The sequence below is a fragment of the Variovorax sp. PBL-E5 genome (genome assembly GCF_901827185.1).
GTDB lineage: Bacteria > Pseudomonadota > Gammaproteobacteria > Burkholderiales > Burkholderiaceae_C > Variovorax.
Window position 1 is genome coordinate 1,561,720 of sequence record NZ_LR594671.1, and the last position, 24,330, is coordinate 1,586,049.

24 protein-coding genes and 2 pseudogenes are annotated in these 24,330 nt (G+C 65.8%); 8 read left to right on the plus strand and 18 right to left on the minus strand.

Annotated features, from left to right (window positions below):
- Positions 1-8: 8 nt before the first annotated feature.
- The 4 genes from WDLP6_RS07635 to WDLP6_RS07650 are packed head-to-tail and all read right to left on the minus strand — an operon-like array spanning position 9 to position 3,477.
- Positions 9-854, minus strand: a complete 846-nt coding sequence (locus tag WDLP6_RS07635) for a hypothetical protein (RefSeq protein WP_162591852.1) — start codon at positions 852-854, stop codon at positions 9-11.
- A complete protein-coding gene (locus WDLP6_RS07640; protein ID WP_162591853.1) occupies positions 829-2,025 on the minus strand; it encodes an acyl-CoA dehydrogenase family protein in 1,197 nt (398 codons plus the stop codon). The genes WDLP6_RS07635 and WDLP6_RS07640 overlap by 26 nt, the downstream gene beginning before the upstream one ends.
- Before the next feature lie 2 nt (positions 2,026-2,027).
- Positions 2,028-3,257: an acyl-CoA dehydrogenase family protein gene (locus tag WDLP6_RS07645; RefSeq protein ID WP_162591854.1), complete on the minus strand. Its 1,230-nt coding sequence runs from the start codon at positions 3,255-3,257 to the stop codon at positions 2,028-2,030.
- 13 nt (positions 3,258-3,270) lie between these two features.
- Complete coding sequence (locus WDLP6_RS07650) at positions 3,271-3,477, minus strand: hypothetical protein (protein WP_162591855.1); 207 nt, start codon at positions 3,475-3,477, stop codon at positions 3,271-3,273.
- Between WDLP6_RS07650 and WDLP6_RS07655 the strand changes: the two genes are divergently transcribed.
- A complete protein-coding gene (locus WDLP6_RS07655; RefSeq protein WP_162591856.1) occupies positions 3,476-5,293 on the plus strand; it encodes an acyclic terpene utilization AtuA family protein in 1,818 nt (605 codons plus the stop codon). The genes WDLP6_RS07650 and WDLP6_RS07655 overlap by 2 nt on opposite strands.
- On the opposite strand, the gene WDLP6_RS07660 is transcribed toward WDLP6_RS07655, so the two are convergent.
- Complete coding sequence (locus WDLP6_RS07660; RefSeq protein ID WP_162591857.1) at positions 5,280-6,101, minus strand: SDR family oxidoreductase; 822 nt, start codon at positions 6,099-6,101, stop codon at positions 5,280-5,282. The genes WDLP6_RS07655 and WDLP6_RS07660 overlap by 14 nt on opposite strands.
- Before the next feature lie 302 nt (positions 6,102-6,403).
- On the opposite strand from WDLP6_RS07660, the gene WDLP6_RS07665 reads away from it, so the two are divergent.
- A complete protein-coding gene (locus WDLP6_RS07665) occupies positions 6,404-7,165 on the plus strand; it encodes a helix-turn-helix transcriptional regulator (RefSeq protein WP_162591858.1) in 762 nt (253 codons plus the stop codon).
- 35 nt (positions 7,166-7,200) lie between these two features.
- A pseudogene (locus WDLP6_RS07670) lies at positions 7,201-7,383 on the plus strand (IS6 family transposase); the annotation flags it as partial.
- Here WDLP6_RS07670 and WDLP6_RS07675 read toward each other — a convergent pair.
- A complete protein-coding gene (locus tag WDLP6_RS07675; protein WP_162590690.1) occupies positions 7,364-7,921 on the minus strand; it encodes a hypothetical protein in 558 nt (185 codons plus the stop codon). The pseudogene WDLP6_RS07670 and the gene WDLP6_RS07675 sit on opposite strands and share 20 nt — an antisense overlap.
- Here WDLP6_RS07675 and WDLP6_RS07680 point away from each other — a divergent pair, their 5' ends adjacent.
- Entirely contained in the window at positions 7,922-8,725 is an 804-nt protein-coding gene (locus WDLP6_RS07680; protein WP_232076990.1) for a LysR substrate-binding domain-containing protein, read from the plus strand. It abuts the gene before it with no gap.
- 384 nt (positions 8,726-9,109) lie between these two features.
- Here WDLP6_RS07680 and WDLP6_RS07685 read toward each other — a convergent pair whose 3' ends face one another.
- From WDLP6_RS07685 to WDLP6_RS07700, 4 genes are read right to left on the minus strand one after another with little or no spacing between them, the layout of a single operon-like run.
- On the minus strand, positions 9,110-9,751 hold the full coding sequence (locus WDLP6_RS07685; protein ID WP_162595006.1) for an N-acetyltransferase: 642 nt from the start codon (positions 9,749-9,751) through the stop codon (positions 9,110-9,112).
- 36 nt (positions 9,752-9,787) lie between these two features.
- Entirely contained in the window at positions 9,788-10,366 is a 579-nt protein-coding gene (locus WDLP6_RS07690) for a hypothetical protein (protein ID WP_162591859.1), read from the minus strand.
- Positions 10,367-10,792 (minus strand): GreA/GreB family elongation factor, encoded by a 426-nt coding sequence (locus WDLP6_RS07695; protein ID WP_162591860.1) that lies wholly within the window; start codon positions 10,790-10,792, stop codon positions 10,367-10,369.
- Positions 10,789-11,715 (minus strand): universal stress protein, encoded by a 927-nt coding sequence (locus tag WDLP6_RS07700; protein ID WP_162591861.1) that lies wholly within the window; start codon positions 11,713-11,715, stop codon positions 10,789-10,791. The genes WDLP6_RS07695 and WDLP6_RS07700 overlap by 4 nt, the downstream gene beginning before the upstream one ends.
- 983 nt (positions 11,716-12,698) lie before the next feature.
- Here WDLP6_RS07700 and WDLP6_RS07705 point away from each other — a divergent pair.
- Positions 12,699-13,100 carry a GreA/GreB family elongation factor gene (locus tag WDLP6_RS07705; RefSeq protein WP_162591862.1) on the plus strand — a complete coding sequence of 134 codons (402 nt, stop codon included), beginning with the start codon at positions 12,699-12,701 and terminating at the stop codon, positions 13,098-13,100.
- Positions 13,101-14,092: 992 nt separating this feature from the next.
- Here WDLP6_RS07705 and WDLP6_RS35490 read toward each other — a convergent pair.
- Positions 14,093-14,803 (minus strand): annotated as a pseudogene (locus WDLP6_RS35490) (Tn3 family transposase); the annotation flags it as partial.
- A 77-nt stretch (positions 14,804-14,880) separates the two neighbouring features.
- Between WDLP6_RS35490 and WDLP6_RS07715 the strand changes: the two are divergent.
- A complete protein-coding gene (locus WDLP6_RS07715) occupies positions 14,881-15,726 on the plus strand; it encodes a type II toxin-antitoxin system HipA family toxin (RefSeq protein ID WP_232076991.1) in 846 nt (281 codons plus the stop codon).
- A 90-nt stretch (positions 15,727-15,816) separates the two neighbouring features.
- On the plus strand, positions 15,817-16,074 hold the full coding sequence (locus WDLP6_RS07720; protein WP_162595008.1) for a P-loop NTPase fold protein: 258 nt from the start codon (positions 15,817-15,819) through the stop codon (positions 16,072-16,074).
- On the opposite strand, the gene WDLP6_RS07725 is transcribed toward WDLP6_RS07720, so the two are convergent.
- The 4 genes from WDLP6_RS07725 to WDLP6_RS07740 all read right to left on the minus strand — a co-directional run bounded on the left by WDLP6_RS07725 (position 16,071) and on the right by WDLP6_RS07740 (position 19,663).
- On the minus strand, positions 16,071-17,834 hold the full coding sequence (locus WDLP6_RS07725) for a chloride channel protein (protein ID WP_162591864.1): 1,764 nt from the start codon (positions 17,832-17,834) through the stop codon (positions 16,071-16,073). The two genes, WDLP6_RS07720 and WDLP6_RS07725, sit on opposite strands and share 4 nt — an antisense overlap.
- On the minus strand, positions 17,831-18,301 hold the full coding sequence (locus WDLP6_RS07730) for a MarR family winged helix-turn-helix transcriptional regulator (protein WP_443083446.1): 471 nt from the start codon (positions 18,299-18,301) through the stop codon (positions 17,831-17,833). The genes WDLP6_RS07725 and WDLP6_RS07730 overlap by 4 nt, the downstream gene beginning before the upstream one ends.
- Positions 18,302-18,401: 100 nt before the next feature.
- The gene (locus WDLP6_RS07735; RefSeq protein WP_162591865.1) at positions 18,402-18,953 is read right to left on the minus strand and encodes a hemerythrin domain-containing protein; all 552 of its coding nucleotides are present in this window, start codon (positions 18,951-18,953) and stop codon (positions 18,402-18,404) included.
- Positions 18,954-18,970: 17 nt separating this feature from the next.
- Positions 18,971-19,663, minus strand: coding sequence for a CBS domain-containing protein (locus WDLP6_RS07740; RefSeq protein WP_162591866.1), 693 nt, complete (start codon positions 19,661-19,663; stop codon positions 18,971-18,973).
- Positions 19,664-19,808: 145 nt separating this feature from the next.
- On the opposite strand from WDLP6_RS07740, the gene WDLP6_RS07745 reads away from it, so the two are divergent.
- Positions 19,809-20,714: a LysR family transcriptional regulator gene (locus WDLP6_RS07745; RefSeq protein WP_162566474.1), complete on the plus strand. Its 906-nt coding sequence runs from the start codon at positions 19,809-19,811 to the stop codon at positions 20,712-20,714.
- Here the strand turns inward: WDLP6_RS07745 and WDLP6_RS07750 are convergent.
- The 3 genes from WDLP6_RS07750 to WDLP6_RS07760 all read right to left on the minus strand — a co-directional run bounded on the left by WDLP6_RS07750 (position 20,668) and on the right by WDLP6_RS07760 (position 24,329).
- Positions 20,668-22,398, minus strand: a complete 1,731-nt coding sequence (locus WDLP6_RS07750; protein ID WP_162591867.1) for a peptidoglycan D,D-transpeptidase FtsI family protein — start codon at positions 22,396-22,398, stop codon at positions 20,668-20,670. The genes WDLP6_RS07745 and WDLP6_RS07750 overlap by 47 nt on opposite strands.
- Positions 22,399-22,510: 112 nt before the next feature.
- Positions 22,511-23,584 (minus strand): AI-2E family transporter, encoded by a 1,074-nt coding sequence (locus WDLP6_RS07755; protein WP_162591868.1) that lies wholly within the window; start codon positions 23,582-23,584, stop codon positions 22,511-22,513.
- A gap of 49 nt (positions 23,585-23,633) precedes the next feature.
- Positions 23,634-24,329 (minus strand): GntR family transcriptional regulator, encoded by a 696-nt coding sequence (locus WDLP6_RS07760; protein ID WP_162566477.1) that lies wholly within the window; start codon positions 24,327-24,329, stop codon positions 23,634-23,636.
- Position 24,330 lies beyond the last annotated feature (1 nt).

The following is a 24,330-nucleotide window of genomic DNA, read 5'->3' on the forward strand; positions in this document are numbered from 1 at the left end:
TGCCGCGGCTAGGCGGTCAGCAGTGCCAGCACCGCCGGCTTGCCGCCGATCCGCCCGGACCAGCGCCGGTATTTCTGAAGCCGGGCGCCCAGCACCGAGAGATCCAGCTCGGACGCCAGCGGAAGGTCCGGCGCTGTCGGCGCGTCCAGCCCGAGCGGTGTCAGGTCCGCGCCCAGCTGCGCCCGCACCTGCGCCGGCGTCATGACCTGCACGCCATGGCTTCCGATGTGAATGGCCGCCGTGACCGCCGGGTCGCGCCGCCACCGGGTCGTGGAAGCCACCACCCGTTCGCCGGGCGCCAGGTCGATGGTGGACCACTTCCACCAGTCCAGCTCGGCGGCCACGTCGATGGTGCCGAAATTGGCATCGACATAGACATCGCCCGCCAGCGCAATGCGCGTGGCGCCGGCCTGGAACACGCCTTGGGCGCTCCCGTGCGGACAAAGAATGACCCAATCGAAGCTCGCGGACCCGCTCTCGTAGCGAAGCGGAAAGGGCAGCGTCGGCGGCCGCCATAGAGGCAAGTGTTGATCGATCGAGAGCGTCAGTTCGAACTGGGGCGACTTGACTTCGAGTTGCCAGCCGTTCGGCGTTCGATCGAGCACCGCGACGTCGTTGCGAATGCCGTCGAACATCGACCGCTCGGGCAACTGGGCCGCGCCGCCGGAGCTGACCCACATCTGCGGCTTGGCGCCATCCCGATAGTGCCAGACGACCACCGATGCACGACGGGGCAGGGCGAAGCCGTTCGCGCCATGGATCGCCACGGTGAAGCGCGATCCGTCGTGGACGAGAAGGTCCACGAAGTACCAGCCGAAGGCCAGCGGGTCAACGATGGGACGGGCTGTGCTCATGCTTTGAAAGACCTTTCAGAATCGGGTTGTCGCCACTGAAGTTGGTGTCCACGCGCAGATCGAGTTGGGCCGCGCCGATGGTGCGCAGGATGCGATCGCGGCTCTCGTGGCGGATGTAGAGGTGGATGTCTCGTGCCAGCTTCGGCATGCCGGACGCGGCGCTGCCGGCAAAGGTGCCGATGTTATCGAGCGCATTCTCGAGACCGACGCGGACGGCCTGCTCGGCAAAGTAGCGCGCCATGTTGGCGCGCACGGGCGCATCGGGCTCGCCGCGCTGGTATGCCTGCGCGGCGCGCTCGACCAGGCCCCAGGCCGCGTCGAGGTGAAGACGCGAATTGCCGATGCGCGCGATCGCCGACGCGTCATCGGTCAACTTCCTGAAGGCGACCGACTTGCATGACTCGTGCAGCAGGCGGTCGGCGATGCCGACGAAGCTCGCTGCGAACTGGCAGTATGCGCGCGCCTGCAGACCCAGACGCAGATAGTCGCCCGGCTTGCCGAGCGCCGCCGATTCGTCGAGTTCGAGCCGGTCGAGTTGCACCACGTGGCTGCCGGTCGAACGCATGCCCTGGAACTGCTCCCACCAGCCGCGCTGGATGCGCAAGCCCGGGTTGTCGTGCGAGACGCAGAAGACCTGGATCCGATCGGAAGGATCCTCGTCGCCTTCGACCAGGGCCCACACCAGCGCCGCGCCGGCGGCCTCGCAGTTGGTGCAAAAGAATTTCTTGCCATCCAGCACCCAGCCGCCGTCGCGGCGCCGGGCGATGGTGGGCGTGCTGTCCGCCAGCTGCGAGCCGTAGCCGCCGAAGATCACGCCGCGGTCGACCACCGGCTCGAGGAACATCGCGTGCTGCTGCGGTGTGCCCAGGCCGAGGATGATGTCGATCTCGTTGGCATGGACGTGGAAGGACTGGGCGGTGGCGGGGTCGCCAAAGGCAATGGCGCGCGTGACCTTCCAGAGTTCCAGCGGCTTGCCGGCTTCCGGCCCCAGCCCTGCGCCGCCCCATTGGGACGGAACATTCAAACTGAGCAGCCCGGCGGTGCGGAGATCGTCGAAGTTCTGCGTCGGAAAGCTGCCGGCCGCGTCGTGATCGGCGGCACGGCGCCAGAAGTCTTCGGCCAGTGCGCGGGCCAGGATTTCGGGGGCGGGGGTCGTAGATTCGGCGCTCATGGTCATGCGGTGTTGGTGCGTTGCGCATCGGATGCGAGGACATGGCCCATGTCGCCTTCGAGGCCGAGAAGGTCGCGGCCCACCGCCGCCCGCTGCTTGTCGACGACATCGTGCAGCGAGAGAGTGCGGGCATTGCGCCAGAAGCGGTCGGCGCCGGCACGGCGCGTGGTGGCGCGCGCGCCGCAGATCTGGAACAGCCGCGTGCCGACTTCGATCGCGGCATCGGAGGCCTGGATCTTCGCCTGGAGCACGCGGCGGTGCGCGATGGCGGCAAGCGTCGGATCGCGGTCCGCGTCCGCTACGGCTTGCACCGCGCGCTCGACGATGGCCCGGGTCGCCTCGACCAGAACAGCCATCTCGCCGAGCCGGCCCTGGACATGGGGATCGTGGCCGAGCGTAGGCAGGCCTGCCGGCGCCTTGGTGTGGTTCTTGAGGTAATCGATGGTGAAGTCGAGCCCGCCGCGCGCGATGCCGGTGAGTTCCAGCGCGAAGGTGAGCTGGAAGCTCGAGAGCAGTACAGGGCTGACCTGCGAGAAGGCGCCGGGACGTCCCAGCATGAATTCGTCCGCGACGAAGACTTCCTTCACGTCGACCGCGCCGCTCGAGGTCGCGCGCTGGCCGATGTTGTCCCAGGTGTCGTGCACCTTCACGCCAGGCGCGTCGACGGCGATGATCGGCACGGCCAGACCTTGCTCACCGTCGGCCTGGGACATGGCGAAAAAAAGGAAGCGCTTCGCGCCCATCGAATTGGTCGAGAAGAATTTCTGGCCGTTGGCGATCCAGCCGCCAGGCGCGCGCCGCACTTCGGCGTCGTAGCCGGGGCGGCCGCCGTCCTTGGTGAAGCGTTGCGTCGGCTCGCTTCCGAAGAAGCCGTAGACCGCGCCTTCCGACACCACCTCTTCGCTCAGTCTGCGGATCTGATCCCGGCTGCCCAGCAGGTTGATGGCGGCGCAGGCGGTGCCATGGACCGCGAGCGCCTGCCCGGTCGAACTGCAGGCCGCCGAGACGTCCTCGATGATGCGCCCGTAGAGGCCGACGTCGCCGCCCGGACCGGCGCCCAGGCCTCCGAACTCCTTGCGCACGCAATAGGCCAGCAGTCCGTTGCGATGAAGAAGCTGCATGTTCTCCGTCGGGAAACGCCCCTCGAGATCGTAGAACTGCGCACGCTTCGCGATCTCGGCAAGCGTCGCCTCGTAGGATTCACCCAGCTCGTTGCGCAGGTCACTCTTCATTCGAAATTGCACCTCAGGGTTGTCGCCGCCGCGCGGCATCGTGGACGATGGCCGGCAGCCAGCGTGTTCGAAGGATGATCGAAAGCGATGCGGGTCGTCTTGCGGCAATTGGCTGTAACCGGCGAGTGCCCCGCGCGTCCTCGACCTCGACCAGTTCGCGCAAGCAATCGGCGGCCGGCTGGCTATCGTGCGAAATCGTTGAAAAGGAATTGCGCCGCATGCAGTCATCGTCCAAGGTCATCCGCATCGGATGCGCGTCCGGCTTCTGGGGCGACAGCGCCGTCGGTGCGCCGCAGCTCGTCCAATCGGGGCAGATCGACTACCTCGTGTTCGACTACCTGGCCGAGACGACGATGGCCATTCTGGCTGCGGCGCGGCTGAAGAAGCCCGACATGGGCTATGCAACCGACTTCGTCGAAATCACGATGCGCTCGGTCATCGCGCAAGTGCTGGAGCGCGGCATCAAGGTCGTCTCGAACGCCGGCGGAATCCATCCGGCAGCTTGCGCGCAGGCGCTCGGCAAGATGGCGCAGAGCCTCGGCCTTGCGCCGCGCATCGCGGTGGTCGAAGGCGACGATGTCTCCGGCCAGCTGGCGCAACTCGAAGACATGCGCGACATGTTCTCCGGAGAGCCCGTTCCCGCCTCGATCTTGAGCGCGAATGCCTATCTCGGCGCGTTCCCGATCGCACGCGCATTGGCGGCCGGCGCGGACATCGTGATCACCGGCCGCATCGTCGACAGCGCCGCGACGCTGGGGCCGTTGATCCACGAATTCGGTTGGCAAGAAGACGACTTCGATCGCCTGGCTGCGGGCAGTCTGGCGGGCCACCTCATCGAATGCGGTTGCCAGGCGACCGGCGGCCTTCACACCGACTGGCGCGAGATTCCCGACTGGGCCCACATCGGCTATCCGATCGTCGAATGCGAGGCCGACGGCAGCTTCCGCGTGACCAAGCCCAAGGGCACGGGCGGCCGGATCCTGCGCGCCTGCGTGGCCGAACAGCTGCTTTACGAGATTGGCGATCCGGCCTCCTATCTGCTGCCCGACGTGACCTGCGACTTCAGGGAGGTTCGACTGGTGCAGCTCGACGACGACCACGTGGGCGTCACCGGTGCCCGCGGTCGCGCGCCGGGGCCCAGCTACAAGGTGTCGGCAACCCGACGCGACGGCTGGCGCTGCACGGGAAGCATGGTCATCGTCGGCCGCGAAGCAGAGGCCAAGGCGCGACGCACGGGCGAAGCCATCATCGAGCGCACGCGTGCCATGTTCCGGGCGGCCGGCCTCGAGGACTACTCGGCAACGCGAATCGACCTCTTCGGTACCGAGTCCCTGTATGGCGCGGCGGCCCGCGGCCAGGATGCGCGTGAGATCATGCTGCGGGTCATCGCAGACCATCCCCAAAGCAAGGCGCTCGAACTGTTCGCGCGCGAGATCGCCGCCAGCGCAACCTCGTGGTCACCGGGCACCACGAGCCCGGGCGGCGGTCGCCCGTCGCCTTCGCCGCTGGTCAGGCCCTTTGCGTTCCTGCTCGACAAGCAGCGGGTCCCCGTGCGCGTGGTGTTGCCGGACGGCACGTCCGCGCTCATGACGTCGCCTGCGCCCGAATCCATCGCCCCGCCAGCCGTGTCGGGCGTGCAGATGGAGCCGACTGATGCGTGGTCGGGGCACGCGCAGGGACCGCAGATCCTGGTTCCCCTGATACGGCTCGCGTGGGCCCGCAGCGGCGACAAGGGCGACCTCAGCAACATCGGCCTGATTGCCCGAAAGCCCGAGTGGGCCGGTCTTCTCTGGCGGCTGGTCACGCCGGAACGCGTGAAGCGGCATTTCGCCCACCTCGCGAAGGGGGCCGTCGAGCGCTTCTATCTTCCGGGCGTGCAGGCGATCAACTTCGTGCTTCACGAAGCGCTGGACGGCGGTGGTCCTGCGTCGACGCGCATCGATCCGCTGGGCAAGGGCATGGGCCAGATCCTGCTGGACCTGGAGATCGAGGTGCCCGCGGGACTTCTGGATGAGCGCGCTCTCAGGGATCGATGAAGTAGTCCAGGTGCGGCTCCACACCCGGCGTGACCGCATAGCACTCGAATGACGTCACGCCGCTTCGCCGAAGCACGTCCTCATCGACGAAGAAGCACCCGGTGGTGGTCCGGCTCGGCTGGGTCAGGATCCAGTGGGCCGCGTCCGCCATGATCTCCGGCCTGCGGGCCGAGGCGGCCTGGCCCGGCGCTGCCAGATCCAGGGCAGCCGTCGCGATCAGCGTGCGCGGCCACAGCGTATTCGAAGCCAGACCTTGCGCGCCGAACTCCTCGGCCAGTCCGAGCGCGATCATGCTCATGCCGAACTTCGACGTTGTGTAGGCGAGGTGAGGCCTGAACCATTTGGGCTGCAGGTCCAGTGGCGGCGAGAGACTGAGAATGTGCGGATTGGCCGCCTTCAGCAAATGCGGCATGCACGCCTGCGCGCAAACGAAGCTGCCGCGCACGTTGACGTCCATCATCAGGTCATAGCGCTTGATCGGTGTGTCCTGGAGTGGATGCGGATGCACGGCACTGGCGTTGTTCACCAGGATGTCGATGCCGCCGAAGCGTTCGGCCGCGCGCGCCACCGCATCCAGCACCTGGCTTTCGTCCCGCACGTCGACGGCCACCGCCAGGGCTCGTCCGCCGCGGGCCACGACCTCGGCGGCCGTGTCGTGGATGGTGCCGGCGAGCCGGGGATGTGCCTCGGATGTCTTGGCGGCGATCACGACGTTGGCGCCGTCGGCGGCTGCCCGCAGTGCCAGGGCACGGCCGATTCCGCGGCTGGCGCCTGTGATGAGGAGGGTCTTGTCCTTGAGTGTTTGCATCGGGCAGGGCTGGGTGTGTGCCGACGAGTCTGACCCGAAATCAACGCGCGGTCTTGCGCGGATTCGCTGTGCCGCGAGGTCCGCGGAAAAGGGGTGTCGAATTCGGCGCGTCAAGCGGCGAATAGCCAGCTGACACAAGACTGGCGCCGCCCGAGCGGCTAGGCTGCTGCAAACTACCGCCCGAACGGTCCTGTAATATCCCTTGGGCGCCCGCCCGGTCTGGCGGCCGGAGACTCGCCATGCAAGTTGCCAGTAACACTGCCGCTGATCGATTGAGGACCGCGGGCCCCTCGGCCCGGTTGATGTGGATCACGCCCGACCGAATCTTCTACGCCGGCCTGCTCGGCGCACCGGGTGTGCGGACCATGGGTTCCCTGATGATCTACGTCGCGACCGAGGGGTCGATCCGCATCGCGGTCGGCGGCGGCGAATGGGAAACCGGCGAGATGGCGATCGTTCATCCCTACCAGCCGCATCAATTGCTCTCCGAGGCCATGATGATCAATCTCATCAAGATCGAGGCCGAGACGATGGAGATTGCCAGTCTGCCGCCGCTGCTCGCCCGGTCGGGCATCGTCGATGCGCCGCAGTTCGTCGAGCGCGTGCGCCGCCGGCAACGCGAACTCTGCGAACTGGGAAGCCTCGACGATCTGAACTCGCTGGATTTCGATCGGTTCTTTTTTGACGGGCCATTGGTGCCGAAGGTCCTCGATCGACGGATTCAGGAGATCGTTGAGATGATCAAGCGGCATCCGTCCGCGCCGTCGAGCGCCGAGGAGTGCGCAGAAGCCGCGCACCTTTCGTTTTCGCGCTTTCTTCATCTGTTCAAGCAGGAGGTCGGTGTGTCATTCCGGACATTCCGCAAATGGAAGCGCGCGCGCAGCGTGCTGCGGCACGTCAACGAGAAGGCCAACCTGGCCCACGTGGCCCTGGACAACGGATACCCCGACTCCACCCATTTCAGCCATTGCATCAAGCAGGTCTATGGGCTGAGGCCGAAGGAGATCTTTGCAGGTTCGCGTCGCCTGGTTGTCTACGCGACAAGCGGCAGCGCGAGGGGCTAGCAAGGCCACCTGCGCGGCCTTGGAGGTGCGCCCCGAAGCGGGAGCGACGCATGCGAGGATTTCGCCGGCCTGAGCGCACGCAGTCTTTTCTCTCGAGCTTCGGCTCCATCCGCCAGCACTTCGCCATCAAGCGCCATCTGCTGCACGCATCGCTCTACCGCAAGCAGTTGGCTGTGCGCTTTGATGCATGGCGCCTTTTCACAGGTAGCGCCCGATGACCAGCCCGCCTGGATCAACGCTTTGCTCCAGGCAATTGACGTAGCGGCCGGCGGCGAAGAAGCTTCGCATCCTTTCGTAGGTTTCACGGGCCCAGGCGACACATGCGCCGGTGTCCACTGGCTGCGTCCATTGAGCGAGCACGAGGAAGTTGTAGCCTTCGCGTCGATGCGGGAAGGCCGTGTCGCCCACCTCGATCCGGGCGACCGCGCCATGGAAATGTTCGAGCAGCAACTGGCCCATGGGCGTCGGGCAGCGCGCGAAGCAATCGATCATGGTGTCGATCGCGGCGTCGCTCAGTTCGGTGAGGAAATGGCAAGTGACCAGGGCGGCCACCGGTGTCCCGGAGTCGTCGGGTGCATGCGTCAGCGTGGCGAACAGCGTGTGCTCATCCGGCAGCGAGTGTGTGCTGTCGCGGAAGACATCGAGCAGGGCGCGGGCGCGCTCGATCGAATGAACGATCGGGCCGCCCGTGATGGTGGGCCCGACCGGGTGCAACGCGTACTCGAGCTGCGTGCCTTCGACGCCGCCGCCCGCCACATGAGCTTCAAGAAGGCCGCGCTGGAACTGTGCGTGTCCCCCACCGCGATCAGTCACCAGATCCGATTGCTGGAGCGGTACTGCGGCTGCGCCCTGTTCCGCCGCAGGCCGCGACCCCTTGCGCTGACCGATGCCGGCGCGCGACTGTTCCCGGCTGTTCGTGGCGGGCTGGAAGCCTTTGCCGCTGCCATCGCGGCCGTCAAACGAGATGGCGAGCAGCAGCCCCTTCGTGTGACGGCCACGAACGCTTTCGCCAGCCGCTGGCGGGTGCCCCGCCTGCCGGCATGGCGGAAATTGCATCCGCACGTGCCGCTGGAAGTGATCGGCACTGACACCGTGCTCGATCTGCAGGCCGGGGATGGCGACGTCGCCATTCGCTATGCGACCCGCCGGGAAATGCCGACGGACGGAATCGTCGATGCACTCGTGAGCGACACCTTTTGGCCCATCTGCAGTCCGCGCCTGCTGCCAGCGGGAGCGCTCAAGCGGCCCGCCGACCTCGCCAGGCACGTCCTGGTCCATGCCTACTGGGGTCCGGCCGACCGCGAGCCGCCCACATGGCAGCGATGGCTGGCCGCGGCTGCGCGCAGGTGGCGCGACGTGCCCGAGTTCAAGGACATGCAGCACCTGACAACTGAGCCTGCCCGGCTATGGCTTCCACGTGATCCGCAGGCCAAGTCATCCGCGCGAGCGCACCATCCGGGTCTTCTCGGAGTGGCTACGCTCGGTGGCTTGAACGTGCTTGCGATCTCCGGGTTGGGGCGACATCGGGCGATCGGGGGGGCCCGTTGCCCACGCGTCTGAGCAGCCGCATCGACGAACTGCTTTCCTACAACTGGGACCCCGCCCGCTGAGCGACTCGGCACGACCTCGGCGATCCGCGTTTGCCGGTCAAGGGTGGGACGGACAAGAGGCTCCTGCGACGCCAAGGCAAGATCACGATGACTTTGCCAGACACATACGATGGGCCGCCCGTCTCGTGAGCTGACCAATAGCTTCAGCCGTGGCTTCAGTGTCGACAACCTGGAGCTCATGCGGCGCTTCTTCCTGGCGTCTCCACGGTCCGCGATTTCCGAGACAGCGTCTCGGAAATCCGGCGCCGAAGGAACTGGCGACAAATCCGAGGCAGTGTTTCGGAACTTCGCCTCGCGGAGCTGGCGCAGGCGTTCACGCTGCGCCGGTCCGCCCTCAGCCCGAAGCGCGGGCATTCTGTATTTCGGCAGCTTCGCAGAAGCGTTCCAGTGACCACTCTCGTCCGAGCAAGAACATCCGGGTCTGCAGCCGATCGAGTTCCTGAGCAGGAACGGCACGCCCCAGGTAAGTGAGCTTCTTGTTGCGAAGATCGGCGAATCCCGATTCGTACCGCCGCGCCAGGCTGAGCCAGAGGGCGTGTGCGCCTGGCGACTGACGCGCGCCCGTCATCAGACAGATCCCGGTGGCGAGCGCCCAGTCATAGACGGCCGTCGCGATGCCGCGTCGTTGGTATTGCGCCCGGTAGCGCGAGTGGGGAGAGCGCAGATGTCGGTCTGCGCGACGGCCCACCTCGACCAGTCTATTGAAGACGGTACAGCCCGCAAGACATCCGCGACGCACGTCTTCGACATACGCGTAGAACTCGCCGTCGGCCTCTCTGATGCGAATCTTCAGGTCGGGATCGTGAAGATCGAAAGCCGGCAGGCCGTGCAACCGATCGCCCGGCGAATGGATGCGCTCGTAAGTCGTGGCGAGCGACTCGTCGAATTCCGGGGAGAGCGAGCCGACATCGACCCGAAGTTCTGCCGGCCGATGAAACGGAATTCGGAAATGAGAGAAAGGCAATGCAATATTCATGGCGGCCAATGACATCGGTGGAGGAGGGGGCTCGATTCAAGGCGAGCCGTTCGTGCAGGAGGTCGGATCCCGGGTTTCGACGCCCGGCGATGGCGCAGCCATCGCTCGCTCGTAGCGGTGCAGCCATGTCCAGACCGCGGCAGAGCCGCAGGCAAGCGAACCGATCTTGCGGGTCAGGCCCATAAGATTCGCCAGTCGCCCTTCGGCCCGAACAATCAACTCATACCGTTGCATGTCCTTCTCGAGGATTCGTGCCTCACGACCGCTGAGTTCCGCCAGGATATCTTTCGCATAAGCATGCGGGCTCTTGATGCGCAGGAACATCACGGGCTCGACCAATGCGTCCAGGTCAAGGTCTACATAGGTGTGGATCTCGGGCTTGCGCATGACGACCTTGGCGCCATGCGCGTCCCGTACCATCTGCTGGGCTTCCTCCAGAGCGCATTCATCCGCGGCGTAAATCCGCCCACCCCGGCCTTCGCAGAGGACCAGGTACCGGTCGGGGCGTGACATCCAGTCCACCACGCCACGGTTCGCGAAGATTTGAAGTCCTTTCGCGCCGGCCAGCAGCGATTGCCGAAGCGGATAGCCTGCGAGCCTGTCTTCACTGAACATTCACGTCTCCTTGTCGGCAGAAATATGTGTGAGTTCCGGGCATGGTCTGAGCGCCACCAATCGTGCGTCGACTGCTTGACCACCACGAAGGGGCAACCGGACCACCGCGCCGATCGCGTGGCCGATCAGCGCCAAGCCGATGAAGCTGAGCAGAGATACCCGGCCTTGCGTGATGTCGGCAGCTGCGGGAGACACCAGCGTGAACGCCACAGGCGCACTTGCTCCGGGAAATTGCGCGTCGATGGTCCAGTTCAGGCTGGCGATGTCCCGTCGTCGGCAGGCAGCCGGGCGCAGCGTCGCAGCGCGGAGCACCTTCAGAGCCAACTCGCCGAGATTGATCTCCACGTCGCGCAGCCGCAGCCATCGCTCGGCCGCGTCGCTCAAAAGGGTCGCTTCCCCTGTCGTCAAAAAGCGCAGGGTGTTCATGCGGCCCTCCTGCGCTGCCCGACAGCCACTTGTTCGCGTCGAATCGGACGCGCGGACGATGCGGCGACCTCGGTCTTCGGGTCGATCCGGAGATCGTGCGGCACCAGCAGGACGTCACGGCTCGACCACCACAGCACGCGCTGCGCGATGCTTCCGAAAAGGAAGTCCGTGAAAGCCGAACTCCGACGCTTGCCGACGACGAGAAGGTCGGCGTTCGCGTGCTGTTGCTGAACGACCGCCTGGCGCGCCGCATCGCCCTTGCCGATGGCGGCGACGACCCTGTTGCGACGCGCATTCGACGAGTCGCTCAAGGAGAAAATGCGCTCGTGCGCATCGCGCATGCTTTCATGTCGATAGGCCCTGATCGCCTGCTCGGACACATCCGCATAGCGCAGCTTGCCCTCATGCATCGTATTCAATGCATGAAACAGTTCGACCTGGGCGTCGCTGTCGAGTGACCAGGCCAACTTCACCAGCTTCCTGGACTCTGGCGTGAAGTCGACTGCCACCAGGATGCGGCGGTAGCGATGGAATACCTCCAGTCGCGCGAGCAGGATCGGACAAGGAACGACGCGCAGAAGACGCTCGATGGGTTGCCCGCAGAAAAAGGCCTTGGCGGATTTTTCTCGATGCTCGCCGATCACCAGCATGTCGACCCATTGGGCCTCTTCGGCAATCGCCTCCAAACGGCCGCTCGTATCGGATACGTTCTTCACAAGAATGCCGAAGCGCGTGTGGACCTCGGCGGCGAGTCGCCTCACGCCTTCGCCTGCATCGGCGTTTTCGCAAGCAATGAAGTCCTTGGGCGCATAGATGATCTTGAGCAACGCGCGATGCTGCGCCGCGAGCACGGCCGCGCGAAAGACGGTGCGGTTGCCCTGCCCCGAAAGGTCGGTGACGGCGAGAATGGATTGGATGTTCATGGTTGCTCTCCTGAAGACATGGGACTGCGTCGTCATGTCGATGCGCGCCAGGTTGGCACGAAGTTGGGCAGGCCGCAGCGCGGCCGAGGTCCAGTCGGCCCTGCTGAGTCGTGGCTGTCCCGCGCAGTTCTGAAAGCCGAACCGCGTTCTGATGAATGCGGGCTCGACGAACCGCCAGACAGGCTCTAGCGTCGGTGAAAGCGCGAGGTGCGGCCGAGGCAGAAGAGGCGAAACACCAAAGGGGAACGTGCGACGTCGTCCGTCAGCAGCGAAGCTCTAGAAGCTTTGGTTGGTGCATGGCTATTCCAGGAACCCGGCTTGCATTTGCAAGTGAGATCGCTACCGCGCGGGACTGGTGCCCGACGGTCAAAGAATTGCGCTAGAAGAGGAGAGGCTGACCGCCGGGCTCAGGAAAGTGCGAGCGTCTGCTGCGACCTTGCCATGGGTCGAGCGAACTCCAAGGCACACGACGTGTGAGTCGCCAACATCGTAAAGCCGACCTGGCCTTGAACTGTGTTGAAAGTATGCGCCTTGATTTGCATGCGCCGAGTCTATGAGACCTTGGCGAAAGCGACAACAGTACCCCCACACCTCCTGCCAGATTGAGGCGACTCAGTCTTGGATCGCAACCCGTGAGTCTTCCAATGTCATTCCGCGCGAGGGGCATTGAGCTGAGTCATTCTGGCAAGGAGGGTGGGGGCATCGCTTGGCCGCTGCAGCTTCACCGCATAGACTCATGACATGCGATTCCCGCGTTTCCACCGTTGCTGCAGCGCGTCCACGATGCCCTATGCATTCTTGGCAAGCGTCGGGGCGTTCGCATGGCGCGAAGTTGTCACACTGGGATTGCGACAGCCGGCCGCACATCCCTGAGCCCGGCGATCCACTCCACCTTCAGCGCAACCATTGATCGCCGGGCGCCAGCCCAGCGCGACTGCGGGCCACCGCTCTTGCGGCGCCTGCGAACTCGAATGGAGTGCGTCATGCATGCAACGATTCACGGCGAGCGCACGCTCACCGACCGGGATTTCTCACGCCTCGCCAAGTTGTTCGGCGGCCAGCTTCCGCCCGATCTGGCGGATCTGCTGTCGGCCACCGAAGTTGTAGCCTCGCGGGACGTCCCGCCGAAGGTCATCACCATGTATTCGCAGGTCGAGTTGGTCGACCCGCACACGCTGCGCCGCCAGAAGCTGACGATCTGTTTTCCGGGCGATGCCGAGCCCGCCGCAGGCTTCATTTCCATCCTTTCCCCGGTGGGGCTGAGTCTGTTGGGGTTGAAGGAAGGCGCCGTCGCCCGATGGCTCACGCCCAGCGGCGAAGAGTGTTCGGCAGAAGTGGCCTCGGTCCTCTTCCAGCCCGAGGCAAGCGGCGACTACACGATGTAGCGCGCTCGAGCGTCGCGGCGCTCGACCTGTCTCTTCAACACGCCCATCCAGACCAGGGAGGGGCGCGTTCATCTCCAATGGGACAAGGTCGCTGCACGGCTCACGGCCAGCGGTGCAACCGAGACATGAGGCAACCATGAGGCGCGTCACATTTTCCACTGACTGCCACACGGGCGACATCCGGAACACTCAGCGCCGCCTGAATTCAGGCTTCTCGTGCAAACGCCTACCGGACGGTCGACATCACGGTCGCACGGCACCTGGATTGATCACGCCATGACAACATAGAGCAATTGTCCAGAGCGCGCCGCTGCATATCGCTGAGTCTTGGTTGCTCTGCAGGGGGCGGCCCCTGCCAGTAACCAGGCTCGTACTCGGACGGCCGAGGCGGCGCGTAGTATGCCGGCTGCGGATCGTAGTAGACGGGTGGAGGCGGGTCGTAATAGACAGGGGGCGCCGGTTGATAGTAGACCGGTGGCGGACTCGAATACACGGGAGCCGGCTCGTAGTAAATCGGGCCACCGACACCGATGGACCAACTCACCTCGGCGCTGGCCACAGTGGCCGCGGAGAGGGCAACGGCTGCGATAGAAGCCGAGAAGATCAATTTGACAAACGCAGGTCGATTCAAGCTCACGGGATTCTCCGAAGGAAGGGCGAACGTGCCGATGTCAATCTCAAACGCCCCACTCGGGGGCTCGGTGGACACGAACAATTCGTGACATATCAAGAGCAGTGACAATCGCCCGGACTTGAGGCGCGCGTCTCCTGATCGATGTGCGTGGCGCACTATGGGTAGTCGTATCTTTTGTGCAGATTGACACGGTGCGACTTGAGAAACATAGCCACGACAAGCATCTGGCGAAGGCTTTCGACGCGCGGCTCCGTGCTTTCAATGCACATTGATACGCCTGGACCCTTGGGCCGCACGATCGCATTCGACCTTAAGCATGCCCCGCCATGCGTCACCATCACGTTTGTGCAGCGACGCTTCAGAGCACCTTTGCGGAAGACGGCCTGACGATTCTGTCGATCAACACAGATTCGTACTTCCCGACATTGAACTTGAACGTTCCCCGGAAGTTGATGTGCGAGAAGTGCGCCGGCCCGATTCGGTACAGCCAGTCCTCCTTGATCTCGATGCCTTCCCCTTTGAGGCGAGTGATGGCTCGGTCCATCCGTTGCGTGTTCCAGGCGAGAACGATGTTCGTCGACAGCGCGTGCGCCCCTGCAATCGCCACCATCTCCTGCGGCCGTCGGCCTCGCTCGGGTGCTACCCGACCGCTGTAAATTGCTCGTTGCAGGTGATGAACAGATTCACCGCGGTTGAGCAACGCATGGATCTCGCGTCGATAGTCGAGAATCGCCAAGTACAGCAGCAGCAAGACGATGCCCAGCGTGCCAGGCGACAACTGCTCGATATCTACGCCGTCATACTCCAAGCCGTAGCCGACAGCGATGTGATCGGTGCTGTACAGCCAGTCCGAGATGTTGCGCGCCCATGCGCGGAACTCGGCGTTCCCCGGCATGTGGGTCCGGAGTGCCGCCTCATTGACCTTGACGAAGTTGAGCAAGCCCGTGGCGGCTTGCGCCGCATCACCGGTTGCCCATGCCGCCATCAGCCCGGCGCGCGCCGACCGCAGCAACTCGCTGCACCCCTTGAATGGACCGTTGGTCCGCAGGTCCAACAGGTCCTCACCCCTGGGGGGCAGGGTACCTGAGCTTCGGGCTGAAGGCCGAACCGCCCGCGCCCAAGCGCCAGTACAACCGCACACACCAGTTGGCCGAGCTGATCGCGGCCACACAGGCGATCGAAGAGGGGCGCCCGGTGGCCGCCCATCTGCTCGAACAGCTCGATCCTGGCACCAGCATGGGTGGTGCGCGGCCGAAGGCCACGATCGAGGACGCGCAAAGTCTCTGGCTCGGCAAGTTTCCCGCTAGAGATGACCGCTTCAATCTGCAGCGAGTCGAATTTGCGACGCTCGACTTGGCTCGGAGATGCGGCCTGAACGTCACACAGGCGCGGCTCCAGTCCGTTGGCGGGAGCGATGTGCTGATGTTGCAGCGCTTCGACCGCAACCATACCGACAAGGGCTACCTTCGCTTCGGCCTTGTCAGCGGCTTGACCGTGCTTGACTGTGGTGACAGCCACCTGGACCGCGAGCGCTGGTCCTACCCGCTGCTGGCCGACAACTTGCGCCGATGGTCCGACAAGCCGGAAGCTGACTGCGCCGAATTATTCAGGCGGATGGTCTTCAATGCCGCCGTGACCAACAACGATGATCATCCACGCAACCACGCTCTGCTACGCAGGCAGAAGGGATGGCGGCTGTCTCCGGCCTACGACCTCGTGCCCGCACCTGTGGTCAACCTGGAGAGGCGAGACCTGGCGTTGACCATCGGCGACTACGGTCGCACGGCCAGCATCTACAACCTCCTGTCGCAAGCGGGGCGTTTCGGTTTGACTGCGGAAGAGGCGCGCGGGCAGATCGATCGACTCGTCGATGTTGTCCGGCATTGGCGCGACGGCTTCTTTGCCTGCGGCGTGTCGACCAAGGACATCGACTACATCGCTCCAGCCATGCTGCCTGAGTGCTTCTTTTTCGAAAGGCAACCCGATGCATAAGTCGTTATGCGGTCGTTCACCTTCGGCAAGCCACGAACAGCTTCTTCGCCGATATTGGCAATCAAGAACAAATTAAAGGAGGCATCGCAGATGTGGAACGACGTCGAGGTCAAAATTGACTTGCTTAATTTTTCACATGTGGCGAAGGCGGCCGCGCAACTGATCCAGGAGGCTGGCAGCGAGCCGCTGATCATCGGCGTTTCCGGAAACTGGGGAGCCGGAAAATCGTCGTTGGTGAAGCGAGTCGCGCCACAGGTCGGCGAGGGTACGCAGTACGCCCTTGGGGAGGGAACTGAGGCGCCTAGACATGATGGCCGCCGATCCGGGCAAGGCGGCCATCATGTCTAGGGCTGCTCCGACTGCGACTGCCAGGGCATGCCCCGCATGCGCTCGCGCTTTTCTTCATCGTCGAAGTGCACCAGCGAAGGCTTGATCAGGTCGCTGCGCGCGACGATACCCACCAGCGTCAGCGACTCCGTGTCCTTCACGACCGGCAGCCGCTCCAGCCGATGGCGCGCCAGCCGCGTCGCCACGGTGCGGCAGCTTTCGGCGGCCAGCGCCACCAGCGGCTCGGCGTCGCCGCACGCGTCACCCACCGTCGCGGCCGGCACCCGGGCGCTGTGGGACGCGAGCGCGGTGCGGTCGACCATGCCGATCAGCGCACCGTCGCGCAGCACCGGGAAGGCGCGGTGCAGCTGGCCCGATCCGAAGTAGGTGGCGATCGCCTCGTCCACCGGCATGCCGGCGTCGAGGGTCCGGACCTCGCGCGTCATCACTTCCTCGACGAAGTGGCGCTCCAATGGATCGATGCCGTACTCGCGGTAGATGTGATAGCCGCGGCGCGCGATCTTCTCGGTCAGGATCGAGCGGCGCATGGTCAGCACGGTGAAGCCATAGGCCACGGCCGAGGTGGCGATCAGGGGCAGCAGCGCATTGCTGTCGTTGGTGAGCCCGAAGGCGAAGATGGTCGCCGTCAGCGGTGCACGCATGACGCCGGCCAGGGTGGCGGCCATGCACACCATGGGCCACAGCATCGGATCGTTGCCGGGCAGCACCCGGCTCAGTGCCACGCCGACGCCGGCGCCCATCATCAAGAGCGGCGCCAGCACGCCGCCCGAGGTGCCGGAGCCCAGCGCGATGACCCAGATCACCGCCTTCACCGCCAGCAGCGCCAGCACCACGCCGATGGCCAGGTGGTTGTGCAGCAGGTCGCCGATCACGTCATAGCCGACGCCGAGCGCGCGCGGCTCCAGGTAGCCACCGATGCCCACCGCCACGCCGCCGATGGCCGGCCACCACATCCAGTGCAGCGGCAGCTTGCCGAACAGGTCCTCGACCTTGTAGAGCGAAGCCGACAGCGCCGCCGCCAGCGCGCCGCACAACAGGCCGGCGATCACGCACGACATCATGGCGAGCGGACCGGGTACCGCGGTCTGCAGCGGGAACAGCGGCCCCGGCGCCATGAGCAGGGGCCGGCAGAAGCCCGCGACCGCACAGGCCACGGCGACCGGCAGCAGGCTGCGCGGACGCAGCTCGAAAAGCAGCAGCTCGACCGCCAGCAGCACCGCCGCGACCGGCGTGCCGAAGACCGCCGTCATTCCGGCCGTCGCGCCGGCCACCAGCAGCGCCTTGCGCTCGGCCGAGGTGAGGTGGAAGTACTGCGCGATCAGCGAGCCGATGGCGCCGCCGGTCATGATGATCGGCCCTTCGGCGCCGAACGGGCCGCCGCTGCCGATCACGATGCCTGACGAGATCGGCTTGAGCAGCGCGACCTTCGGCGACATCTTGCTCTTGCCGAAGAGGATGGCTTCGATCGCCTCGGGAATGCCGTGCCCGCGGATCTTGTCCGAGCCGTAGCGCGCCATCACGCCGACGATCAGGCCGCCGATGACCGGGACCACGATGACCCAGGCGCCGAGCGTGTTGTCGGCCGGCGAGCGGTCGGCGATCGAGAAGGTCTGGAAGAAGAACAGGTTGTTGAAGAAGCGGATGAGGTCCAGCAGCACGTAGGCTGCCGCGGTGCTGAGCGCACCGATCACGGCGGCCATGGCCGTGATGCGCAGCAGGCGTGCATTGAGGGCGAAGTCGCCGCGATGGGGATGCGTCATGGTGATGGGGGATAGTCGATCTGGGGAATCTGGAACACGCCTTTCAGCGATTTGAGTTCGGCGCGGTGCAGGTCGGCCAGCCGGTGCAGCACCTGCTCGCCCTGGTCGAGGAGGTGCACCTCGACCTGCCGGCGATCGATCTCGCTGGGCCGGCGTTCGACGAGGTTCAGCGTCTCGCAGCGCGTGACCAGCGCCACCGCACCATGCGCCTGCATCTGCAGGCGGTCGGCGAGCTCGCCGACGGTCGCCCACTTGCGGCCGGGAAATCCCTTGATGTGGAGCAGCAGCAGGTATTGCTGCGGCGTGATGCCTTCGCCCTGTGCCGCCCGCTCGGAGAAGCGCTCGAAGCGGCGCATCTGGTAGCGGAATTCGGACAGCGATTCGAAGTCTTTCTTGGCAAGTGTTCGCGCATTCACAGGCAGGCAGGCACAGCAACAGGGGGTTCCGTTTATATCACGACGTGACATAAAAGAAGCCCTGGCCGCCTTTCGATGCCGGCACCGAGGCGCGTTGCGCAAGAAGAAGATCCCGAAGCGGGGCGCCCGTGCGGGCGCTGGACTGTGGCGGCTACAGCTCCTCGCGGCGTTCGGCCATCGCGTGCGCGAGGCGCGCCAGTTCAGGATCGCTCAGCAGGCGCTCGGCCATCGGCAGCAGCTCGGCATCCTCGAACGCGGTGTGGCGCTCGCACAGCGATGCCAGCGCGTCGACCTCCGCCGACGGCATCCCGGCATTCCCGCCCTCGGCGACGGCGTCGAGCGCCGCGCGCACCCGATGCCACCGTGCTTCGAGCGCGCGGTGCTCGGCCGTCAGATCGTCCGCCATCTGCCGGATGCAGACCGCGTCCGAGCCGGCCATCGATTCGAGCAGCGCGGGAAAGAGATCGACCTCCTGATCCGAGCGATGCCATTCGAGCGTGACCTGGAAAGCCTGGCTCAGTGCGTTCAGCGCGGTGCGGATGCTCTCGCGCTCTTGCGCTGCATCGGGTTCGTCCAGGCGGTGCGCCAGGCTTCTCAGCGACGCGCACTGCTGCCGGAGCCGGTCCTGGCCAGCGAGGTGCAGCGCCAGCGGCGGCGCCGAGGCGGCGCTCGACCGTGTCGCGCAGGGCGTCCTGGCGTTCATGGATTCCGCCTTCCGGCTCAGGCCATGGCCTGCCAGTCGGCTGCACGGATGCGGTCGTCCACCACGCCGCGCACGCCGGGCGTGTTCTCGGCGGCCACGCGCGCCGCGTCCCGCTGCGCCTCGTGCTCGATCATGCCGTGGAAGCTCACGATCCCGTCGATGACCGACAGGTGCGACCAATGCGGATTCCACCACTCCTGCTGGTCGAGTTCCGCCGTCAGGCGGGCCTGGATCTCTTCGTCGCAATGCGGGCAGTCCGGCTGCTTCTCGCTGTGAGCGAGCAATGCCGCGACAAGGTCGGCGCTGGTCACGATCCCGACCAGCCGCTTGCCGCGCAGCACCGGCACGCGGCGCAGCTGGCGCGTGGTCAGCAGCAGGGCGATCTGCGCCAGCGGCGTGTCCTCGGTCACCGACACCGTGCCGCAGGTCATGATGTCCGCTGCCCGCGTCCCGTGCGATCGCACATAGCGCAGCGGCGGCGCGCTGCGCTGGATCAGCCGGCTCCACCAAGGCCGGGGCGCGCAGCGATCGGCTTCGGCCTCGTAGCGATGCAGCAGGTCGGATTCGCTCACGATGCCGACCAGCTGGTCCGCATCCAGCACGGGCACGCCGCTGATATGGCGCTCGCGCATCAAGGCCGTGATGTCGCTCACCGGTGTGAGGGGCGAGACGGTGATCACCGGCGATGTCATGATTTCTCTTGCAAACATGGTGCACTCCTTGGTCTTGAGTCCGGTCCATCCGCCAACAGGCGTGGATACATCTTCGAACTTTGAGGTCGGCAAGTAAAACGAATTCAAATGCCATTGAGTGCAATAGGATTGCATTGAAGACCAGAATGCAGCAGAACAACCCATGGACATCAACCTCGCGAAGACCTTTCTGGAGATCGTGTCGAGCGGCTCCTTCCTGCGCGCCGCCGAACGTCTTCACCTGACGCAGACGGCCATCAGCGCGCGCGTGCGTTCGCTCGAGGAACTTCTGGGCCGCACGCTGTTCGTGCGCAACCGCGCCGGCGCCACGCTGACGCCGGCCGGTGAGCGCTTCCGGCGCTATGCCTTGATCCTGGTGCAGGCCTGGCAACAGGCCCAGCACCAGATGCAGGTGCCGCCCGGCAGGCAGGCCGTGCTCACGGTGGGTTGCGAAGTGAGCCTCTGGGAGCCCTTGCTGCTCAACTGGCTGCTGTGGATGCGCCGCGCCGCGCCGCAACTGGCGCTGCGCACCGAAGTCGGCCTGTCGGAGCAATTGCTGAGCCGGGTCTCGGAAGGCACGCTCGACATCGCCGTGATGTATGCGCCGCACCAGCGGCCCGGCCTGCGGATCGAGCTGCTGATCGAGGAGAAGCTCGTGATGGTGACGACCTCTCCCGGCGGCCACGCGCCCAAGGCCGACGACTACGTGTATGTGGACTGGGGCCAGGAATTCGCCGTGCAGCACGACCTGGCCTTTCCCGATCTGTCGGGCGCCGGCGTGTCGGCGAGCCTGGGCCCGCTGGGCCGCGAATACCTGCTGGCGGCCGGCGGCTCGGGCTACTTCCGGCTGGACGTCGTGCGCGGCCACCTCGCATCGGGCCGCCTGCACCGCGTGCCGGGCGCACCCGAGTTCCTGTACCCCGCCTACGCCGTCTATTCGGAGAGCGCCGAGGCCGAGAGCGTCGGCCCCGGGCTGGACGGGCTGCGGCAGGTCGTCAAGCCGCGGCCGGCCGGGCGCCGGCTCAGTGCACCTGCTGCGCGACGGCCAGGTCGGGCAGCACGTCCATGATGCGCAGCGTCTCCTGCACCACCTGGCTGAACACCGGCGCCGCCACCAGGCCGCCGAAGTACTTGCCGGCGCTCGGCTCGTCGATCATCACCGCGACGATGATGCGCGGCTTGTCGATCGGCGACATGCCCGTGTACCAGGCGCGGTACTTGTTGCCGGCGTAGCCTTTGCCTTCCTGCTTGTGCGCGGTGCCGGTCTTGCCGCCGACCGAATAGCCCTCGGTCTGCGCCAGTGGCGCGGTGCCGCCGGGCGACGCCGCCATGTGCATCATCTTGCGGACCTCGCTGGCGACCTCCGGCGAGAAGACCCTCACGCCGATCGGCGGCACGCTAGCCTTCACCAGCGTCACCGGAATGATCTTGCCGTTGTTCGCGAAGGCCGTGTAGGCATGTGCGATCTGGAACAGCGAGGCCGACAGCCCGTAGCCGTAGGACATGGTGGCCTGCTCGATCGGCCGCCACGACTTCCACGGCCGCAGCCGCCCGGTGACCGCGCCGGGGAACACCGTCTGCGGCTTCTGGCCGAAACCCATCGCGGTGAACGAATCCCACATCTCGTGGGCCGTCATGCGCTGCGAGATCTTGGTCGCGCCGACGTTGCTGGACTTCTGGATCACGCCTTCGACCGTCAGCACGCCGAAGTTCTCGTCGTCATGGATGGTCGCCCCGGACACGGTGATGCGGCCCGGGTTGGTGTCGATGATCGTGGTCGGCTTGACGCGGCCCAGTTCGAGCGCGGTCGCGACCGTGACCGGCTTCATCGTCGAGCCCGGCTCGAACACGTCGGTCATCGCGCGGTTGCGCAGCTGTTCGCCGGTGAGGTTGTGGCGGTCGTTGGGGTCGAAGCTCGGGTAGTTCGCCATCGCCAGCAGTTCGCCGCTGACCGCATCGACCACCACCACGCTGCCGGCCCGGGCCTTGTTGGCGATCACCGCATCGCGCAGCTTCTCGTAGGCCACCGACTGGATCCGATCGTCCAGGCTGAGCTGGATGTCCTTGCCTTCGATCGGCGGCACCTGCTCGCCCGTGTCCTCGACGACGGCGCCGAGCCGGTCCTTGATGACGCGGCGCGAACCGGCCTTGCCGGCGAGTTCCTTGTCGAAGGCGAGCTCGATTCCTTCCTGGCCGGTGTTCTCGATGTTGGTGAAGCCGGCCACGTGCGCCGCGGCTTCGCCCATCGGATAGCGGCGCTTGTATTCCTTGCGCAAGTGGATGCCCTTGATGTCGAGCTCGGCGATCTGCCGCGCCACCGGATCGTCGACCTGCCGCTTGAGCCAGACGAAAGACTTGTCGTCGTCGTCGAGCTTCTGGTCGAGGTCCTTCTGCGGCATGCCCAGCAGCTTGGCGACCTGCCTGAGCTTGGCCTTGACGGCGGGGTCGTCGCGCTCGACGTTCTCGGGTACGGCCCAGATGCTCGGCGACGGGATGTCGGACGCCAGGATCAGGCCATTGCGGTCGAGGATGCGGCCTCGGTCCGCCGGCAGCTCGAGCGTGCGCACGAAGCGCACCTCGCCCTGGTGCTGGAAGAAACTGTTGTCGATCACCTGCACGAAGACCGCGCGGGCCGCCAGCATCAGGAAACCGAACGCGATGCCGGCGACGATCAGCTTGCTGCGCCAGACCGGGGTCTTGCTGGCAAGCAGGGGACTTCTTGCGTACTGGACGCTCTGGCCGCGCTGACTCATTGACTTGTCATTCCCACGTCTCCTGTCGGTGTGGGATGTAGAGGGGAGGAGGCTGGTGAAGTTCCGGGCCGTTCGATCGTGCCTGTGCCAGTCGATGCATGGGCGTCGACGTTCACGGCGAGGGCGGCGTGTTGCCGTCTTCCTCGTTGGAGGAAGCGAACAGGTCCCAGACCGCCATGAACAGTGCCGCGATCACCGGCCCGATCACGAAGCCGTTGATGCCGAAGAGCGCGATGCCGCCGATGGTCGACATCAGCACGACGTAGTCGGGCATCTGGGTGTCCTTGCCGACGAGGAGCGGCCGCAGGATGTTGTCCACCAGGCCGACCACGAAGACGCCAATGAAGATCAGCGTCAACCCTTGCCAGATCGCGCCGGTGGCGAGGAAGTAGATGGCCACCGGCAGCCAGATCAGCGCCGCGCCCACGGCCGGCAGCAGCGAGAGAAAAGCCATCAGCACGCCCCAGAGCAGCGCCCCCTGCACGCCCAGGAACCAGAAGCTCAGCCCGCCGATGATGCCCTGCGCCGCGGCGACCGCGACGTTGCCCTTGATGGTGGCGCGGATGACGGTGGTGAACTTGTTCAGCAGGTAGTGCGTGTGCGGCTTGGCGAGCGGCAGCGAATTGCGGATCGTCTTCGACAGATCGCCGCCGTCGCGCAAGAGGAAGAACAGCAGGTACAGCATGATCGCGAAGCTCACCAGGAAGTCGAAGGTGTTCTGGCCGATGCTGAGCGCGTGCGCGGCAATGGCCTGGCTGCCTTGCGCGGCGCCGGCGGAGATGCGGCTGATGAGGCCTTCGACGTTGCCCAGCCCGAAGCGGTCCAGCAGGTTGAGCGCCCAGTGCGGAATGGCATTGACCACCTGCTGGAAGTAGTTGGCGAAGTTGATGTCGCCCGAGCGGATCTTCTGCGACACCAGCGACACCTCGTCGACCAGCGAGACGGTGATCACGCTCAGCGGGATGACCACCACCACCAGCGCCAGCGACAGCGTGGCGATGGCCGCCAGGTTGCGCCGATTGCCCATCTTCCTGGCCAGCCGCTTGTAGGCCGGCGTGAACAGGATCGCCAGCGCCATGCCCCACATCACCGCACCGAAGAAGGGAAACAGGATCCAGCCGAAGGCGATCGTGACCGCGAACAGCAGGAACAGGAAGACGCCGCGTTGAAGCTGGGGGGAATTCATAGGCAGATCGACTGTAGCCGACCTTGGCCCTGCCGCACCCGCGGCGCAGTCAGCGCGCGCGCGGCAGCGCCACCGGTGCCAGCGTCGCGCGCAGGCGCTCGTCGGCGCCGGGGCCGGCCGTGGCCTCGACCTCCAGCGCTTCCTCGACGTTGCCGATGTGGTCGAGCATCAACTGCCGCGCGCGCGCCGTGTCGCCGGCCTCGAGCGCAGCGACGATGGCCGCGTGCTCGGCGCACGACTGCGCCGCCTCGTGCGTCGACTGGAACAGCGTGGCCGCCAGCGTGGTGCGCGCCGTGAGGTCGCGCAGCACGTCGCACAGCAGCCGGTGGCCCATCTGGTCGGCCAGGCAGACATGGAAATCGGCCAGGAGGAAGGCGCGCGTGGCGGCATCGGCGCCGGCGATCGCGCGCTTCTCGTCGGCGATGTGTTCGCGCAGCTTGCGGATCACCTTCGCGAGCGGCCGCCCGGCTTCGGCCAGGATGCCGGCCTCGACGATGCGGCGCGCCGCGAAGGCATCGCGCGCCTCCTCGGCCGAAGGTTCGACCACGTACCAGCCGCGGCGCGACTGCACCTCGACGAAGCCGCGCGCCTGCAGCTGCATCAGCGCCTCGCGCACCATCGTGCGGCTCACACCGAAGTTTTCCGCCAGCGCCTGCTCGCCGAGCCGCTCGCCCGGCGCGAGCTTCTGCGCCAGGATGGCTTCGACGACGCGCTCGGCGATGGTGGTCGGTGTGATGTCGGTCATG